The sequence below is a fragment of the Nitrosomonas sp. sh817 genome, assembly GCF_030908545.1.
Lineage (GTDB): Bacteria > Pseudomonadota > Gammaproteobacteria > Burkholderiales > Nitrosomonadaceae > Nitrosomonas.
Map to the genome: position 1 here is coordinate 2,725,171 of NZ_CP133083.1, position 18,614 is coordinate 2,743,784.

13 protein-coding genes and 1 tRNA gene are annotated in these 18,614 nt (G+C 49.3%); 11 read left to right on the forward strand and 3 right to left on the reverse strand.

Annotated elements, in window-relative coordinates:
• Nucleotides 1–21: 21 nt before the first annotated feature.
• From RBH92_RS12930 to RBH92_RS12945, 4 genes are all read left to right on the forward strand, one after another.
• Nucleotides 22–1,179, forward strand: a complete 1,158-nt coding sequence (locus RBH92_RS12930; protein ID WP_307932417.1) for a PEP-CTERM sorting domain-containing protein — start codon at nucleotides 22–24, stop codon at nucleotides 1,177–1,179.
• 274 nt (nucleotides 1,180–1,453) lie between these two features.
• The gene (locus tag RBH92_RS12935; RefSeq protein ID WP_307932418.1) at nucleotides 1,454–3,562 is read left to right on the forward strand and encodes a methyl-accepting chemotaxis protein; all 2,109 of its coding nucleotides are present in this window, start codon (nucleotides 1,454–1,456) and stop codon (nucleotides 3,560–3,562) included.
• A 39-nt stretch (nucleotides 3,563–3,601) separates the two neighbouring features.
• Entirely contained in the window at nucleotides 3,602–8,167 is a 4,566-nt protein-coding gene (locus RBH92_RS12940; RefSeq protein ID WP_307932419.1) for an Hpt domain-containing protein, read from the forward strand.
• Between the two features lie 233 nt (nucleotides 8,168–8,400).
• Nucleotides 8,401–8,907 carry a hypothetical protein gene (locus RBH92_RS12945; RefSeq protein WP_307932420.1) on the forward strand — a complete coding sequence of 169 codons (507 nt, stop codon included), beginning with the start codon at nucleotides 8,401–8,403 and terminating at the stop codon, nucleotides 8,905–8,907.
• Between the two features lie 40 nt (nucleotides 8,908–8,947).
• Here the strand turns inward: RBH92_RS12945 and RBH92_RS12950 are convergent, their stop codons facing one another.
• Nucleotides 8,948–9,091, reverse strand: coding sequence for a hypothetical protein (locus tag RBH92_RS12950; RefSeq protein WP_307932421.1), 144 nt, complete (start codon nucleotides 9,089–9,091; stop codon nucleotides 8,948–8,950).
• A 622-nt stretch (nucleotides 9,092–9,713) separates the two neighbouring features.
• Between RBH92_RS12950 and RBH92_RS12955 the strand changes: the two genes are divergently transcribed.
• Complete coding sequence (locus RBH92_RS12955; protein WP_307932422.1) at nucleotides 9,714–10,904, forward strand: PEP-CTERM sorting domain-containing protein; 1,191 nt, start codon at nucleotides 9,714–9,716, stop codon at nucleotides 10,902–10,904.
• A 500-nt stretch (nucleotides 10,905–11,404) separates the two neighbouring features.
• On the opposite strand, the gene RBH92_RS12960 is transcribed toward RBH92_RS12955, so the two are convergent.
• A tRNA-Leu gene (locus RBH92_RS12960) sits at nucleotides 11,405–11,491 on the reverse strand.
• Between the two features lie 112 nt (nucleotides 11,492–11,603).
• Here RBH92_RS12960 and queA point away from each other — a divergent pair.
• The 6 genes from queA (at nucleotide 11,604) to RBH92_RS12990 (ending at nucleotide 17,978) form a co-directional block, all read left to right on the forward strand.
• Nucleotides 11,604–12,638 carry a tRNA preQ1(34) S-adenosylmethionine ribosyltransferase-isomerase QueA gene (queA, locus tag RBH92_RS12965; RefSeq protein ID WP_307932423.1) on the forward strand — a complete coding sequence of 345 codons (1,035 nt, stop codon included), beginning with the start codon at nucleotides 11,604–11,606 and terminating at the stop codon, nucleotides 12,636–12,638.
• On the forward strand, nucleotides 12,635–13,720 hold the full coding sequence (gene tgt / locus RBH92_RS12970) for a tRNA guanosine(34) transglycosylase Tgt (protein ID WP_307932424.1): 1,086 nt from the start codon (nucleotides 12,635–12,637) through the stop codon (nucleotides 13,718–13,720). The genes queA and tgt overlap by 4 nt, the downstream gene beginning before the upstream one ends.
• A gap of 43 nt (nucleotides 13,721–13,763) precedes the next feature.
• On the forward strand, nucleotides 13,764–14,201 hold the full coding sequence (yajC, locus tag RBH92_RS12975) for a preprotein translocase subunit YajC (RefSeq protein ID WP_307932425.1): 438 nt from the start codon (nucleotides 13,764–13,766) through the stop codon (nucleotides 14,199–14,201).
• Nucleotides 14,202–14,282: 81 nt separating this feature from the next.
• Nucleotides 14,283–16,340 carry a protein translocase subunit SecD gene (gene secD / locus RBH92_RS12980; RefSeq protein WP_307932426.1) on the forward strand — a complete coding sequence of 686 codons (2,058 nt, stop codon included), beginning with the start codon at nucleotides 14,283–14,285 and terminating at the stop codon, nucleotides 16,338–16,340.
• Between the two features lie 21 nt (nucleotides 16,341–16,361).
• Nucleotides 16,362–17,300, forward strand: coding sequence for a protein translocase subunit SecF (gene secF, locus RBH92_RS12985; protein ID WP_307932427.1), 939 nt, complete (start codon nucleotides 16,362–16,364; stop codon nucleotides 17,298–17,300).
• Between the two features lie 75 nt (nucleotides 17,301–17,375).
• Complete coding sequence (locus RBH92_RS12990) at nucleotides 17,376–17,978, forward strand: DedA family protein (protein ID WP_307932428.1); 603 nt, start codon at nucleotides 17,376–17,378, stop codon at nucleotides 17,976–17,978.
• 71 nt (nucleotides 17,979–18,049) lie between these two features.
• Here RBH92_RS12990 and RBH92_RS12995 read toward each other — a convergent pair whose 3' ends face one another.
• A complete protein-coding gene (locus RBH92_RS12995) occupies nucleotides 18,050–18,577 on the reverse strand; it encodes a hypothetical protein (protein WP_374049961.1) in 528 nt (175 codons plus the stop codon).
• Nucleotides 18,578–18,614 lie beyond the last annotated feature (37 nt).

Genomic DNA, 18,614 nt, shown 5'->3' on the forward strand with positions numbered 1-18,614 from the left:
TAATTTTATACAGAGAACGATATGAAATCTAAGACTATTCAATATTTAAACGTGAAGCTGGCCGGTTTAGCGGCAGTGGGTATCCTATTTCTGGCTGCCAGCCAGGCCAACGCGACCAGTTATGCCTTCCATGATCTCGGCACCGCAGGCGGATCTTGGTCATTTGCTCTGGCTATCAATAATGCCGGACAAATCACTGGCGGCAACAGCCGCGGAACCCCGACCCGGGACGATGGGGAAATCCTGACGATCTGGCATGGCACCACCATGACAACCAACACCACCTATGGCATGGACAGCCGCGGCTGGAGTATCAACGCTTCGGGAGAGATTGCCGGTGCTTTTGCTGACCGGGGTTTCTGGTTTTTTGCTTCGACCTGGGATGCCAGTGGCGTCCGGACCGATCTGGAAGATTTAGCAGGGCGTAAAGATGACTTCTGGAGCGTGGGGCAAAGCATCAACGATCTCGGGCAAATCGTCGGCGCCGCGGTGGCCGCTGATGCGAACTCCTACAAGCCATTGCTCTGGGATAACAGTACGACACCTACGGTACTGGACACGCTCGGTGGACAAACCGGTGAAGCCCTTGGGATCAACAATGCCGGATTCGCCGTGGGAAATAGCTTCACCAGCGGTGATACCGAAAGCCATGCAACGCTCTGGGACATCAACAGCGGCACAGTCACCGATCTGGGCACATTGGGCGGCATCGACAGCAATGCATTGGCGATCAACCAAGCCGGGCAAATTGCCGGCTGGAGTTATCTCCCAGGCGATCTCGAACAGCATGCGACATTCTGGGATGGTTCCACGATGATTGACTTGGGCACTTTGGGTGGCACCAACAGCCAAGCGCTGGCGCTTAACATCTCGGGGCACGTTGTCGGCTGGAGTGAATTGGCCGATGGTTCTCAGCATGCAACACTGTGGGACGGTACGACGCTGATCGACTTAAACAGCTTTCTCGATCCAGCATTGGTCAGCGCCGGTTGGGTGTTGAAAGAAGCGGCCGGTATTAACGATCATGGCGCGATTGTGGGCACCGTCATCAATCCACTCTTGGGAATCAACGACGGCCACGCTTTCTTGCTATCCCCGGTACCGGAACCGGAAACCTACGCCATGTTGTTGGCCGGATTACTGTTATTAGGCACTATGTATCGACGCAAACTGACCTGACAAAATTGCTGTTAATCTTCCTGAACTGTGGAGCGGATAGTTATCCGTTCCACAGTTCAAAACAACGTTCCATCCATCGTCACTGTTTCTCCTCATCGGGATTGAGCCAAGCCACACACCCTGATCCAAAAAGACCTTGTTTTACCGGTCTTATCCTGTCTTTAATCATCCCTTCCAACAGTTAAGCTATCGTCGTACCCGGTAAAAACGGGCGTCGAATGTCATTGATTAGCAATCTGAATTAAGCAAGACAAGCGGTACACTGGAGGAAGCGATGGAAAGCAATTTTTCTAAATTTGGGCTCACAACCGGATTGGTGGCGATCAGCAAAAAACTACCTGCGATTACCATCCCTACGAAAAAATACATTCCAAAGCAGCTTTTGCCGCTCAATCATTATTGGATGCTGGGCGGCTCTGTGATTATTCTGACTTTACTGTTGATCGTCACGCTTATTATCGGCTTGCAGCAAGCCCGACATTCCGGTGCCCAACCCGAGCTCGTTTCGCAACTAAAAGTTCAGCATTTACAACTGGTCAAAACCGCGCAGCAGGTGCTGACAGGCAACGACTCCGCTTTTTCGCAACTGCAAGACCAGCAGCAGCAATTCAATCAGGTTGTCAACTTGCTGATCGCAGGCGGCGTATCCCGGAACGGCAATGTGATTGCCGCTGCAGACGATCCATTATCGCCGGGTTTAGATGCATTTCTGAAAAACTGGCAACAGGATGATCAAAGAATACAAGCGATCCTGAACCGGAAAGAATCGCTGCTGAAACTCCATCACAGCACCAAAGCAATACAAATCACCAACAGCCAGTTACGCCGGCGTACTGAAGAAATCATCAGCCGCTTGTTGCAAATCGGCAATATGCCGCAAGAAATCCGGGCGATCGAAGCCATCCGGATGCATGCGCGTGACGTCGCCAGGAATGTGAAAGCGATGCTGCCGGTCGAATTGACAGTGACGGAACTGTCGACGCAATTGAACCGGGATCAAGCGCAGATTTCAGCGCTCATGCAAGTGTTAAGCCTGGGCGCTAACGGCTTAGGCGCTGCTTCCAGCAAAGATGAAGCGATCCAGGATCTGTTGTCGCATTTGTATGCATCGCTGCGTAAATTTGACGATCATTTGCGTATCATCCAGCAAGAAATCCCGGCAGCGGTATCGATTCAGTCTGCAATCGGCGAAATTTCCAGCCATAGCGATAGCATGCTGGACACGACAACCGCGCTGGAAAACGATATACGCGCGCAAGTGACGCGCTCGGCGTCACTGTTCAACTGGCTGATGCTGCTCTTGGCCGCATGCATCGGTCTGGCATTGATCTTTTTTATCCGCGCCATGCGCCGCAATGCGCAGCACCAAGATCTCTCGAGCAGAAATGAAGTGGCGAAAACACAAAAAGCCATGGTAAAACTGCTCGACGATATGAAAAAAATCGCAGACGGCGATCTGACCGTCCGCACCGATATCACCAACCCGACAACCGGCGCTATCGCGGATGCCATCAATTGCACGATTGAAGAACTGCACACGCTGGTGGAACAAGTCAACCAGGCCAGCAGGCTGGTGGTGAAATCATCCGGCCAGGCGCAGCAGGTTTCTTCAGGGCTATTGGCGGCAGCACAGCAACAAACGGCTAAAATCGAGCAAACCACCATCGCGGTTTTAGGCATGACCGACTCAATCGGCGAGATCTCGGACATGGCGACGGAATCCGCCAAAGTCGCCAAACAGTCTTTGGCTGCCGCGGAAAAGGGAACTTTGGCCGTGCGCGAATCGATCGCCGGCATGAATGAAATCCGCAGTTATATTCAGGATACCTCCAAACGTATCAAACGCTTAGGCGAAAGTTCGCAGGAGATTGGCGAAATCGTTGCACTAATCACCGATATCACTGATCAGACCAATGTGCTGGCATTGAACGCCGCGTTGCAGGCAACCGCTGCGGGTGAAGCCGGGCAAGGATTCACCGTCATCGCGCAAGAAGTCCAGCGCCTGGCCGAACGATCCGCGGAAGCCAGCAAGCAAATCAGCGAACTGATCGCCACGATTCAGGGCGATACTCAAGATGCCATTACCGCGATGGAGAGAAGTACGCTGGGCGTGGCCAAAGGCACAAAACGTTCCGACGCTGCCGGCCGTGCTCTGGAAGAAATCGAGAAGGTCTCAACGCAACTCGCGCAACTCGTGACCAGCATTTTTGAGGTCACCAGCACGCAAACACGGGCTGCGCACAAGGTGGTTGCCAACATGGAAGAAATTCTTCATATTACCCGGCAAAACACCGAAGGAACCTTGAAAACCACCGGATCCATCAAGCAAATAACCGGCTTCGCATCCGAGCTGAAAGCGTCGGTCTCCAACTTTAAGGTGTGATGCTATTGTGATCTCAACAAGAATTGACGGTACTGAATAATGAGTGCTCAACCGAAACTGAATATTGCTTCAATCATCGGCATCAAGGATGGGATCTATCAAGTCTTCGCTTTGATGGATCAGAATCTGGACGTGTATAGCAAACATCCCGAGAACGATAAATTCATCAAGGATTGCCGCAACTATATCCATCAGTTGGACGGGTTACTGGAAATGCTGAATTTAACAAGCACCGCCGTCGTCACCGAGAAAATGGAACAACTGGTCGATGCGCTTATTTTCAAGAAAATCGAACCCAGTCCGGCAATTTTCGATGCGTTGAAACAAGCCACCAAGGCATTGTTATTCTATCTGAACGAGCTGATCGACGGCGCCGAAGAAAATGCCTTGCGGCTGTTTCCGGTCTACCGTGAATTAATGCAGGTTTACGGTTATCAAAATGCGCCCGGAAGCGATTTATTTTTTCCAAGACTAACTGGAAATCCGGCTTTAAAGCCCGAAGCAGCGCAGTTAGACGCTACGGCCGCCAGGGTTCTGGCTAAAAAATTGGCGGCTGATTTTCAGGCAGGTTTGCTGAAATGGCTGCGCGGCCCCTCCAATCAAAACGGTTTGCAGCAAATGATTGCCGCCGTTGGTGCCATCGAAGAATTTCCGGGAACAGCCGAGCAGCGTTCATTTTGGTGGGTTGCCGGCGGTTTTCTGGAAAGCTTGATGCCGCTCGAAGCCAGCCGGATCGATTTACCGGTGCGCCGCTTGTGCGGCAAAATCGAACAGACGATCCGCCATTTGGCGGCAGACACGATTAGCGATACTCCCGTGTTGTTGCGTGAATTGTTGTATTTCATCTCCCAAAGCGAATCGGCCGGACAGCGTGCCAGCGACATCAAGCAATGCTATACCTGGCCCGGCCAAAATGGCGATAGCGCGCGGACTTTTGAAGAAACGGAAACTTTAAATCCGATTCTCGAAAGGCTGCGCAGCACGCTGATGCAAACCAACGATATCTGGCGTGAATTCTGCGCCGGACAAGAAAGCAGCTTACCGCCGCTGCTGGAATATATCGACTGGCTGGGGCACCAAGCCAAGCAAACAAACTGCGCGCCATTGGTCAAATTGATCGACGCCATCGGCAATACTGTCGCTTATCTGCACGCGCAACCGCAGGATATGAACGAAGAATTGGCGATGGAAATGGCCACCGCGCTGCTGCTGATCGAGAGCATCATCGACGATTTCGACAAATTGTCGCCCGACTTGCCGCGTCAGGTAGACGTGCTGACGTCACGTCTGATCGGAATCACCGCCGGCGATATCGGCATCCACGAGTTACCTGCGGCGCCGACATTCAATACGATCGCCAGCAAAACTCAGGAAACCGATATTCAAACCCAGGTCGCGCAAGAAATTCTGGCGAATCTGAATCAAATCGAAAGCATTCTGGATAAATTCTTTTTCGAACCGTCCAAGCGCTCGGAATTGTCCTTGCTGCCTGAATTCTTCAAGCAAATATCCGGCGCGCTGATCATGCTCAATCTGGAACGCGCCAATACCTTATTGAACCACTGCCAGAGTTTGGTCAATAAGTTGCTTAGCCCGCAATATCAAATCATCGAAGCCGAGCAAATTTTGCTGGTCGATGGTTTAAGCAGTCTCAGCTTTTTTATCGAAGCGAGCAAAAGCGGTCAACCCGACAGCGGTCAAATCATCGAGGAAGCGCTGGCATTATTCCGCATCAAACCGGTGCTGACCGGTTCAATGCCACCCGCGAAAACCATGGCAGACGCCCCCGTCAATACCGCGGAAACGCAACCGGCAACGGTTCAGCCGCCAGAAACGCGGCGTGATCCGGAGTTACTCGAAATTTTCCTCGAAGAAGCGGAGGAAGTGCTGGCTGAAATCGCCGATGCGCTGCAACAGTGCCGTGTCAACGCAACCGATGCCGATGCATTGCGCAATTTGCGGCGCGGATTTCATACGCTCAAAGGCAGTGGCCGCATGGTCCAGCTCGAAGCAATGAGCGACGCCGCCTGGAAAGTGGAACAGGTATTGAATGACTGGCTGCATGCAAAAAAACCGGCTCCTCAGCGATTCATTGATTTCATCGGCGATGCGCATCAGGCCTATTCCGGCTGGTGCCGTAACCTGCGCCAGCAGAGTGCCGCCGAGGTTGATGCCGGCGCGTTATTGCTCGAAGCGCAAGCACTGTTAACTGAGTTGACAACACCGCAGCCATCGCAGACGGAAACCCGAACGCCGGATTCCCGCGCCGCAGCCGCTCAAACTTACGTTAGCGATGCAATTGAGGCTCATCCGGAAACGTCGCAAGCATCGGCATCGCCGGTTCCAGCCGCTGTCGAAACACCGCCGCTGGCTGTCGATTCGCTCAATCCGGAATTGATTCAAACATTCCTTGAAGAAACGCATGAGCTGATTCCTCAAATCGGCGGCAAGCTGCGCGCTTGGCGCATGTTACCGCAAGACGAGGATATCCACCGGGCCATGCTGCGATTGTTGCATACCCTGAAAGGCAGCGCCCGCATGGCTGGCGCTCTGCATCTTGGTGAATTGCTCCACGCCATGGAAAGCCATGTCGAATCGGCTTTCCGCGAACGCGATATTGCGGATGCCGCGTTAGATCAGTTAGAAAACGAATTTGACGCGATCTGCGATCTGATCGAACAACTCCAGAGCCGCGGCACGAATGCCATGACCGCCGCTCAGCAACCGGCGCCGGTAGTGATTTCCGGACCCGTGCAACCGCCTGCCGGGAAAACCGAGGCGTTGCATGCCAAAACCATCGTGCGCATCAATTCCGGACTCATTGACCGGCTGGTTAATGACTCCGGCGAAGCCAGCATTTTGCGCTCAAAAATCGAAGCGCAATTGAACAACTTCAAACAATCACTGCAAGATCTGGCTGAGAGCACCCACCGGTTGCACGATCAATTGCGCGAAGTCGAGATTCAGGCGGAAACACAGATGCAAACGCATCTTGCGCAACAGCAGGACAGCGAACCATCTTCGTTTGATCCGCTCGAATTCGATCGTTTCACCCGTTTCCAGGAATTGACGCGAATGATGGCTGAAAGCGTCGACGACATTATTACCGCGCAAAAAAGCTTGCGGACCAACCATACCATCGCCGAAGAAGCGGTCGCGCAACAAGCGGCGGTCAATCGTCAGTTACAGCAATCGCTGTTGCAGATCCGCACGATCCCGTTCAGTAATTACGCCGAACGGTACTATCGGATCGCCCGGCAAGTCGCGGACGACATGGATAAGAAAGCGCAATTGGATATCCAAGGCCTGGATGTGGAGATTGACCGCAATATCCTGGAGAAAATCAACCCGCCGCTGGAACACATGCTGCGCAACGCCATCGCGCACGGTATCGAAGCGCCGGCGGAGCGGATACAAGCCGGAAAACCGGAAGCCGGACAGGTGTCGATTCAACTGCATCAGGAAAGCAACGAAGTCGTCATCACCGTCAGCGACGATGGCCGCGGCCTTGATTTACCGCGTATCCGCGCCGAAGCGCAACGGCTTGGGTTAATTCAACCCGATGAAGCCCTCGATGAAGACAAAATCATCTCGCTGATTTTTAAACAGGGACTTTCAACCACCGATACGATCAGCGATATTGCCGGCCGCGGCATCGGTCTGGACGTTGTCAAAAATGAGATTTCGCTGCTCGGCGGACGGATCAGCGTCAATTCCTCTCCCGGTCAAGGCACAACTTTCACCATCCACTTACCGCTGTCGTTGTCAGTCACGCAAACCTTTATGGTCAGAAGCGGTAAACAAAACTATGCCATTCCGGCCTTCATCGTCGAGCATTATCGCGAATTCGATCCGGAAACTTTGAACAGACTCTATCAGAGTCATTCGATCGAATTCAATGGCAAGAAATACCAGTTCGCGCACCTGGCGCATCTGCTGGGCGAACCCAGCGCCAGTCCTGCCGTCAGTCAATCCGGCCCGGTATTGTTTCTGCATAGCGGCACGCAACACCTGGCGATCCAAGTCGATGAACTGGCCGGCGATTGCGAAATTGTCGCCAAGAGCATCGGCGATCAGCTTGCGCAAGCGCCCGGCGTCGAAGGCGCCACCATTACCGCGGACGGTGAAGTCATTCTGGTGCTGAACCCGGTGAAGCTGATGCAACGAAACGATGTGCAGCAAGTTTTCAGCACGCCGATTCCGGAATTCTCAGCCGTTGCGCATAAGAATCCGGTCAAAACACCCACGGTGCTGGTTGTAGACGACTCCCTGACAGTCCGGAAAGTAACCTGCCGTTTGCTGGAACGCGAAGGCTGCGATGTCTTGATCGCCAAGAATGGCACGGAAGCTGTCAGCATCCTGAAAGAAAGCATCCCGGATGTCATGCTGATCGATCTGGAAATGCCTAAAATGAACGGCTTTGAACTCATCAAGAATACCCGGAATAATCCTCGAACAGCCGCCATTCCGGTCATCATCATTTCGTCGCGCACTGCGGAAAAGCATCAAAAAATCGCTAAAGACTTAGGAGTTAACGTCTTCCTCGGCAAGCCTTACAAGGAAGAGGAATTGCTCGGCCACTTAGCGGACTTTGTCTCACGATGATCTTAAGGACATCTCTAAAATTCAGAGCTGCAAACAAAACAAGGCGATCACAAAAAATATTGACGCAGCATATGATTGATAGGGCGTTCTATGCTGCATCCACCGGAAAAATTAACTCACACCGGTTTCTCAAGAACCTTTAAAATCTCCTGTCAAAATCCCAGCCATCAAAGCAACCGGAGTTTGCATGATGGTTCATAAACCGATTCATATCAACGCAAGGAATTTATTTTATGAAAAAACATTTTTTATCAATCGCATTAGCCGCGTCGTTAGGTCTATCAGGCGCGCAAACACTACTGGCAGAATCGGTTGCTGTCGATGGCAATAGCATTTTTATCATCGATAACAGCGTCGATGGTTCTCAAATAGTCGTCAGGAATCTCAACAATGGCCAGCTAAACGCCTGTTTAGCCAATGCCGGCCAAAATCTGCTCGAATTGGGCATCAATACCATCGCAACCGATATCCTGATCAAAAACGGTACTGCGGTTGTGACGACTTATAATGATGCCAGCTTGGTAACCGATGTTAAATTGGTCGATGTCACGAGCTGCCCGATCGTCAGCACCGTTGATCTCAGCGCATGCTACGCCACGGTTGAAGATGACCGGTTACTGATCCCTTGTCTCCAATACGGCGCTAATCTGATTTCCGTTATCCTGAAGCAACGCGGCAGTTCGATGAATTTCGAATTTGATTCTTATAAGCCCGGCAAAGGCCGCAGACACGACGATTAATTGTCTTAAATGCCGGCACAAACTTAACCGGCATTTTTCGTCAAACAGCAGTCTCAATGGCAGCTCGAAGCTGCCATTCCTTGACTGCCTCCTTGCCCGGCATCGCTCCACCGCAATCCGCTTGCGCCGCATCATCACTCCTGGCAGTTCCAAGAAATTCCGCTTGACAAATAAAATAATCCACAATGTCAGAGCATGATAAATGTCCTTTTTGAGCTCTCAAGCAAAAACTGGAAATATTTCTTAAGAAACTGATATTTAGCACATAATTATGATGTTAAATAATTAATCAACCTAAGAAAAACCCTTACAATTTCGCTGAGTTATCGATCAAATAAAAAGCTTATTCACAATGTTATCCACAGATTTTGTGGATAATGAAAAAAATCTTATGTGAAATAATGTGATAACTGAGTTATCACATTTTCTTGCTGACCACGAATTTATGCGTGTTCTGTTTTTGCATTTCTAGCTTATGAACGGAAATGTACCTCATACCTAGAAATCAATAAAAGAACTCGCTCTATCCAAACACGGCTGCATTAAAGATGCCTTATCTTCAATCAATGTTTGATGTTTTTCCGGTAGAAATCCACTTGTTACAGGATTTTATTAATTGAAAATTCAGAAAATATAGGAAAAACACGACTATAGAACAGGAAGATTCTTATAGACGGTGGGTTACTTTACCTATATTTAGTATGTATCCTGTTAATCTGTATGAACTGCAAGACTAATCAGTTTAATAATTCCTCAAACAAATCGAAGCAGCCGCACAAACTGAATCCTTATCATGGGAGAAAAGAATGAATCAAAATTCTTCAAAATTTAAACAATATCTCACTGGTTTTACTTTAGTAACAACGATTCTGATATCAGCAAATGCAAGTGCTGAATGGTCAATACATGGACTAGGGACTTTGGGAGGAGGAACCAGTTATCCTGAAGATATCAACAATTCTGGACAAGTAGTCGGTTATTCTTTTTTTTCTGGTGGCACCTATGGCGAAAGACAGGCTTTCATTACCGGCCCCAATGGGATTGGAATGACTGCGCTTGGAACGTTGGGCGGCCAGTATAGTGTTGCCACTGGCATTAATGATTCGGGCCAAGTTACAGGGTATTCAAACCTTAACAATTTCCTGACACACTCATTCATTACGGGTCCCAATGGCGTTGGAATGACTGATTTAGGTGCATTAAAAGGTTTTATTCATAGTTATGCTGATGTGTATGTGGAAATGAATATGGCAGCTGATATTAATGAATCGGGACAAATAATTGGATACGATGGTGAAGGGACCTATGCAGCACATAATGCAGAGATTTTTATAACAGGACCTAACGGATCTGGAATGGTTAAATTGGATGTCCCAAGACATCTCGGCACAATGGCAATCAATGATAGTGGTCAAGTAATAGGCTCTGTATATGATGTTGATATTTTTACAAATGATGAATACAGTTTCATCACTGGTCCAAACGGAGTTGGAATTAACATTATTGAAGATTTAGGTGGAGTCGGCTCCCTTGTTGAAGGAATCAACAATTCCGGCCAGGTAGTGGGCAGTTCTTACCTACCCGGCAATACTGAATATCATGCCTTCGTTACCGGCCCTAACGGGGTTGGCATTACTGATTTAGGAACTTTAGGTGGTACTTGGTCAAGAGCATCCGACATCAACGAATCCGGCCAAATCATCGGAACTTCAACCATCGCCGATGGCAGCTATCACGCTTTCTTATACAGTGATGGTGAAATGCTTGATTTGTCGCTGCTTCCGGCTGTCCTTAACGCAGGATGGACTAATTTAAGAGTGACTGCCATCAATGACCACGGCCAAATCGTTGGAACTGGAAAGCTAGATGGCAACTTTCAAGTCTTTTTACTTTCACCGTTTCCCGTTCCAGAACCTCAAACCTACGCCATGCTGCTGGCCGGTTTAGGTTTGCTGGGTTTTATGGCTCAGCGACGCAAGAAACGCAACCTGATTTGAATCTGAATTCTGAAAAACCCGCCTTGGTGCGGGTTTTTGTTTGTTCCCATTTTTTCATCTCTTTTCGTCCGGTAACCGTTTCGATTTTTCCTTGACTTTTTGAATCATCCACAATTCAAGAAAATGACACATGTCCCTTTCAAAATATATAACCGGATCGAAATAAAATAAATAACTATTTGACTATTAACACATAATTTATATGTTAAATATTTAATCAATCTAGGAAAAACCCTTACAATTTAGGCAGGTTATCGATTAAAAAAACAGTTTATTCACAAAGTTATCCACAGTTTTTGTGGATAATGAAGAAAATCTTATGTGAAATAATGCGATAACTGAGTTCATAAAGGGAACTTTTGCCGGCATGCGATTTTTATCCGGAATCGTTAGCGGCATCGTCAAGCAAGACAAATTTCCAGTCACTAGCCGTGCCCGGTTCACTCATTATATTTGTGCGGTGTGTAAGAACTACTACTGAATATTTCTGAAACTGCTGTTGGTGCCGAGAGGGGGAATCGAACCCCCATGATGTCACCATCGCGGGATTTTGAGTCCCGTGCGTCTACCAATTCCGCCATCTCGGCCTGCGGTTGAACTGTCTGATTGAATCAACAGAAGGCGCAATTATCACTGAAATCCCGAACTACAGCAAGCCGCACCGGTGGAAAACCCGGCGCAGCCGGTATAATAGGCAGTATGAAAACTGAGGATTTCGATTTTTACCTGCCTGCGGAGTTGATCGCACAATTCCCCGCCGGACAGCGTAACAGCAGCCGGTTGCTGTATCTGGATAGCCGCCAGCATTGCTGGCAAGATACTTTATTTTCGAGCTTATCCAATTACTTGCGTGCTGGTGATGTGATGGTATTTAACGATACCAAAGTCATTAAAGCACGCCTGTTTGGAAAAAAAGAAAGCGGCGGAAAAGTGGAAGTGCTGGTGGAGCGGATTTTGGATGATCGTCATGTGCTGGCAGTAATTCGCGCCAGTCATGCTCCCAAGCCGGATTCCCGGTTGTGGCTAGCGGACGCGATTCCGGTCACCGTGATTGCGCGCGAGGAGGAATTCTATACTTTGCGGTTTGAACATGCGCTGCCGGTGGCGGAATTACTGCAATGCTACGGCCAGTTACCGCTGCCTCCGTATATCAACCGGCCCGCAACCGATTCCGATGAGGCACGCTACCAAACCGTTTACGCCCGGAACGCCGGAGCTGTCGCGGCACCGACTGCCGGGTTACACTTTGATCAAAACATGATGGATCATTTGCGGTCGCTGGGCGTCACGATTGCTTATGTGACTTTGCATGTCGGCGCGGGCACGTTTCAGCCGGTGCGGGTCGCGCACATCGCCGATCACAGCATGCACAGCGAGTCTTATCATATTCCGCAAGCCACGGTGGATGCGATTCAAAAAGCTCAGTTTGCCGGCGGCCGGGTTCTGGCGGTCGGCACCACGTCGCTGCGCGCGCTCGAAGCTTGCGCATCGGCGCATCAGGGGCATTTGGCCGCTGGGCACGGTGAAACACGGATTTTTATTACGCCGGGTTATCGCTTTCAAGTCGTGGAACGGTTGCTCACCAATTTTCACTTGCCGCGCTCTACGTTGTTGATGCTGGTATCCGCTTTTGCCGGTATCGACAATATTCGAGATGCTTATCAACACGCAATAAAAGAACAGTATCGGTTTTTCAGTTATGGAGACGCGATGCTCATCGAGAGAGAACTATGATTTTCCAATTGCACACCACCGATCATGGCGCGCGCCGCGGTACGCTGACACTCGCCCACGGCACTGTGGAAACACCGGTTTTCATGCCGGTTGGCACCTATGGCGCAGTTAAAGGCATGTCGCCAGCCGCGCTGCAAACCATCCACGCGCAGATCATTCTGGGCAACACGTTTCATTTGTGGCTGCGCCCGGGACTTGAAGTTATCGAAGCGCATCAAGGCTTGCACGGTTTCATGGGATGGCAGGGACCGATTCTGACCGATTCCGGCGGCTTTCAGGTATTCAGCCTGGGCGATCTGCGCAAAATCACCGAGCAAGGCGTGCATTTTCAATCACCGGTGAATGGCGATCGTTGCTTTTTGTCCCCGGAGGAATCCATGCGGATTCAGCGCACGCTCAATTCCGACATTGTGATGATCTTCGATGAATGCACGCCTTACCCGGCAGATGAGACAACCACGCGCTTATCCATGGAACTCAGTCTGCGCTGGGCTGAGCGTTCGAAGCAAGCGCACAGCGGTAATTCCAACGCGCTATTCGGTATTGTGCAAGGCGGCATGCACGAACAGCTTCGCGATCGCTCGCTCGCCGGTTTGGTGGATATCGGATTTGACGGCTATGCCATCGGCGGATTATCGGTCGGAGAACCCAAGACCGATATGCAGCGCATCCTGAAGCATACTGCGCCGCTGCTGCCTGTCGAAAAGCCACGGTATTTAATGGGCGTTGGCACACCGCAAGATATCGTGCATGCGGTGGCGCAAGGAATTGATATGTTCGATTGCGTGTTGCCGACGCGAAATGCCCGCAATGGCTGGCTCTACACGCGCCAAGGCATTCTCAAATTACGCAATAGCCAATACCGGTTGGATACATCACCACCCGATGACCAATGCGGTTGTTATACCTGCCGGCATTTCAGCCGGTCTTATTTGCATCATTTGCAGCGCATTAACGAAATGCTCGGCGCGCACTTAAATACCATTCACAATTTATTCTATTATCAGCAGTTGATGGCGGAGATACGAGCGGCAATCGAAAACAAACAATTTGAAGAATATGCACAAGAATTCCTGGCATAAGCGGTCATCATGCTAAAATGTGGGCTTTTGGTATAAGGAGATTATGATGCTGATTAGTGACGCATTTGCGCAAGCTGCTTCGACAACACAGAATGAAGCCGGCTGGGTGGCATTATTACCGATGGTCGGTATATTGGTTCTGTTTTACTTCTTGTTGATCCGTCCCCAAGCAAAACGGGCGAAAGAACATAAGCAAATGGTGGAAGCGCTGCAAAGAGGCGATGAAGTGATTACCAATGGCGGAATTCTGGGGCAAATTCTCAATGTCAGCGAATCCTATGTGATTATCGAAATCGCGCCGGCTATCGAAATTACCGTTTTAAAATCTTCGGTACAAACCCTATTACCCAAAGGCACGCTTAGAAGCATTGAGCCTAAGGGCAAATCATCCAAAACCAAAGCTGCAAAAGCGGATACCAGTAAAACCGAGTCAGCTGCGGATACCGAGGAAAGCAAAGATTCCGATGCTGAAAAAAAATAACGCGGATCTGAGAGAAACTGCAAGATCGTTAAGTTTCCGTCTTCATAACCAATTTACTTTTCAATTTTTTGACTGATACCCATGAACCGCTACGCACTATGGCAATATCTGATTATTGCGGTTTCACTCCTGCTAGGCCTGCTTTATACGCTGCCGAATTTTTATGGCGAATCGCCAGCCGTTCAAATTTCACCGTTACGGGTTAGCGTTAGTACCGATACGGCGTTGATGCAACGCGTAGAAGACGCGATCAAACAAGCCAATCTCGAAACAACTGGCGTTTATCTGGAAGAAGGCAGCGTCAAAGTACGCTTTGTAGATACCGATACGCAAATCAAAGCTAAAGACTTACTCGAAACAGCACTTGGCAATGATTACATTATCGCTCTGAATTTATTGCCGAATTCTCCACAGTGGCTGACAAGCCTGGGCGCGCTCCCCATGTACTTGGGACTCGATCTTCGCGGCGGTGTCCATTTCATGCTGGCAGTGGATATGGAAGGCGCGCTGGACAAGTCGCTTGATCGCTACAGCGCGGATATCCGCGGCACGCTGCGCGAAAAGAAAATTACCTACGCCGGATTGGAAAAACAGGCTAAAAAGCTGATTATCAAGTTTCGTGATGCTGAAACGCGCAGCCAAGCCGAAGCCGAACTCAAAAACAGTTTTACCGATCTCGGGTTTAGCTATGAAGATGCCGGTAACCGTTATCATTTAGTGGCAGCGATCAAACCGGATGCACAACTTCGCATGCAAGATGCAACCGTGATACAAAATATCACGACATTACGTAACCGGGTAAACGAATTGGGCGTTGCGGAGCCGATTATCCAGAAAGCCGGCTCAGATCGGGTCATTGTTCAATTACCAGGTGTGCAAGATACCGCTAAAGCCAAGGAGATTCTCGGACGAACAGCCACGCTGGAAGTTCGCATGGTCGACGATGAGCAAGATCTGGATTCAGCGATCCGCGGAAGAGTGCCTTTCGGCACCGAGCTCTACGAGGAACGCGGCGGTATTCCGATACTCGTAAAAAAACAAGTATTGCTGACGGGTGAACGCATTACGGATGCACAACCTGGGTTTGATAAAGATAATCAACCCGCCGTACATATCAGCCTGGACAACAATGGCTCGCGTATTTTCAAACAGTTGACGCGCGATAATGTCGGCAGAAGAATGGCGATCCTTTTGATTGAAAAGAATCATGCCGAAGTTGTCACGGCACCGGTCATCCGCGAGGAAATCGGCGGCGGACGCGTGCAAATCAGCGGCCGCATGACCAGCATGGAAGCCCGGGATGTCGCATTACTGTTACGTGCCGGCGCGCTTGCAGCACCGATGGATATTATCGAAGAGCGCACGGTTGGTCCAAGCCTGGGAGCGGATAATATCGCGCGGGGATTCAACTCTACGCTTTACGGTTTCTTGGCTGTAGCGATCTTCATTGCCGTTTACTACACGGCTTTCGGCGTGATTTCGGTACTTGCGCTCGGTTTAAATTTATTGCTGCTGGTCGGCTTATTATCCATTATGCAGGCCACATTAACACTTCCGGGCATGGCTGCGCTGGCATTGACGGTCGGCATGGCGATCGATGCGAATGTGCTGATCAATGAACGGATCCGCGATGAATTACGCGGAGGATTATCGCCGCAACTTGCCATTCATGCCGGTTATGAGCGCGCTTTCGGTACGATTCTTGACTCCAACATCACCACGCTGATCGCGGGGATCGCTTTGTTTGCATTCGGTTCCGGTCCTGTCAAAGGATTCGCGGTGGTGCTCTGCTTAGGCATTCTGACCTCTGTATTTACAGCAATTTTTGTATCTCGCGGCATGGTCAATTTGATGTACGGTGGCAAACGCAAACTGGATTATGTTCCAATTGGAAAAATCTGGATACCTGACAATCAAGCGAACCAGAAGACCATTGCTCCGGATGTAAATAGCAATGATAAGGCAAAAGCTGCAGATTCAGCCGATGTTTCAGAAAAGCCAGATGCTGGCCAGGCTCCTGTAACCTCCAGTGAATCAAATCAAGTCGGCGATGCTGTAGTTCAATCCGGTGAAAAACCCGCAGCTAAAACTAAAAGCAAGCGAAAATCTGCGGAAGGCAACAAACCAAGTCGTAGTTAATCGGAATTTAAGGAAATCACAATGGAATTATTTAGGTTTAATCGCGATATCCCTTTCATGAGTTGGAGGAAAACAGGGGCTGTCATTTCAATCACAACATTTATTCTTTCTGTTTTTTTTATTTCCACGAAGGGGCTGAATCTCGGCGTCGATTTTACCGGTGGCACTGTTCTTGAAGTTGGCTATACCCAAACCGCCGATCTCCCAAGAATCAGAAGTGTGCTTGCGGAGCTTGAAATGCCGGATGCCAGTGTGCAAAATTTCGGTACTTCCCGCGATGTCCTGATACGCCTGCCGATTCGGGCCGAACTATCAAGTGCGCAGTTGTCGGAAACGGTTCTGGCTGCGCTTAAACAAGCGGATAGCACCGTTGAAATGCGGCGTGTTGAGTTTGTCGGCCCGCAAGTCGGCCAGGAATTACTCGAAAATGGCGCACTTGCGCTTTTGTTCGTTTCATTGGGAATTGTTGCCTATCTGGCTATGCGATTCGAATGGAAATTCGGTGTAGCGGGAATTATCGCTAACTTACATGATGTCGTGATTATTGTGGGCTTCTTTGCATTTTTTCAGTGGGAGTTCTCCCTTACGGTATTGGCGGCTGTCTTGGCAATTCTGGGGTATTCCGTGAATGAATCTGTTGTTATTTTCGATCGTATCCGTGAAAATTTCAGAAAACAGCGTAAATCAAACCTCGTACAAGTCATTGATAATGCGATTACACTAACGATGTCACGTACGATCATTACGCATGGCAGCACACAAATGGTGGTCATCGCAATGTTATTGTTTGGGGGTGAAGTTCTCTATTATTTCGCGCTTGCTCTGACAATTGGCATTTTATTTGGCATTTATTCTTCAATAATGGTGGGCAGTTCCATACTGGTGTTACTTGGTGTAAAACGCGAGGACTTGCTGAAACCGGAAAAGAAACCGCTTGAAAACGATGGTGCAGTGGTTTAATAACTACTTCTGTTTTTTTCAAAACAAGTTAGCAATTCGGAGTTCGATCAATAACGCTCAGGAGACTCGACAGACTTGATTACCGATATCATCACATGGATTGTCGGCACAATCAGCAGCTTAGGATACTTAGGAATTTTTATCCTGATGTTGATTGAATCCAGTTTTATTCCTTTTCCCAGTGAAGTGATTATGATACCGGCTGGCTACTTAGCCTCGAAAGGTGAAATGAACATGCTCGCCGTGATTGGCTGCGGAATCTTAGGTAGTTTGTTTGGCGCCTTGATTAATTATTATCTAGCAATCCGGTTGGGACGGCCTTTGCTCCTTGAGTATGGCAAATACGTAATGTTCAAGGAGCATCACTTATTAAAAATGGAGAGCTTTTTTGCTCGGCACGGACATATATCGACATTCACGGGACGCTTGATACCCATGATTCGTCAATACATTTCAATTCCGGCTGGCTTGGCCAGAATGAACTTGCCGGTCTTTTGTTTCTATACCAGTCTGGGAGCAGGTATTTGGGTGATCATTCTTTCCTTATTAGGCTATTTCATTGGTGAGAATGAAACGCTGATCAAGGAATATTTACGAGACATCATTATTGCGTTAGTTCTCAGCTGTGCAATCGGTATCACGCTTTACTGGTTTTATCAGCGGCGCAATAGCCACTGATGAATGCTATGGAAACACAGTTTCCGACTTTTTACTGCTTACTGTGTTTCCATTGCTGGCGTCTAAGTTATTTACGCAGCGGCGCCGTCGGATTTACGTTTGCGCATCATCAAGAAAGCTACACCGGCAACCACCAGCACGATCGGCGCAATGATGGCTATTTTCGGTGTCGGCCGTCCTTCTCCCACTGAAAACGGAAACCGCGATACATACTCTTGCGGCCCGCCCGATACCGTTACCAATCCTACAAACTTGCCTTTTTCCGGGAAGGTATGATCAATCGTTATGGATGCTGTCGGATATACCTTCGGCGGTAAATGAAAGACCGTGATCTCGTCGAGATTCGCTTCTGATCCCGTATCCCGGATTATCCGCACTTCCGTTAGTAACGGACGCAGCTCTTCTTGTATGTAATCCAACGCTATGACCGTTTTCCCTACTTCCGGTATGTCTTCACAAAATTCTTCTTCTTGCGATAATGGCTGATAGCCGGTAAAGTGCATCCGGTAGGGGCCTACCGTCAATACACACATATCTTCCGCCAGCGCTAACCCTCCGTGCGCTTGCACTTGTGTCGTGAACATGACGCTGACCGCCATGATTCCCGCTATTACCAATTGTTTTATTGTTCCACTT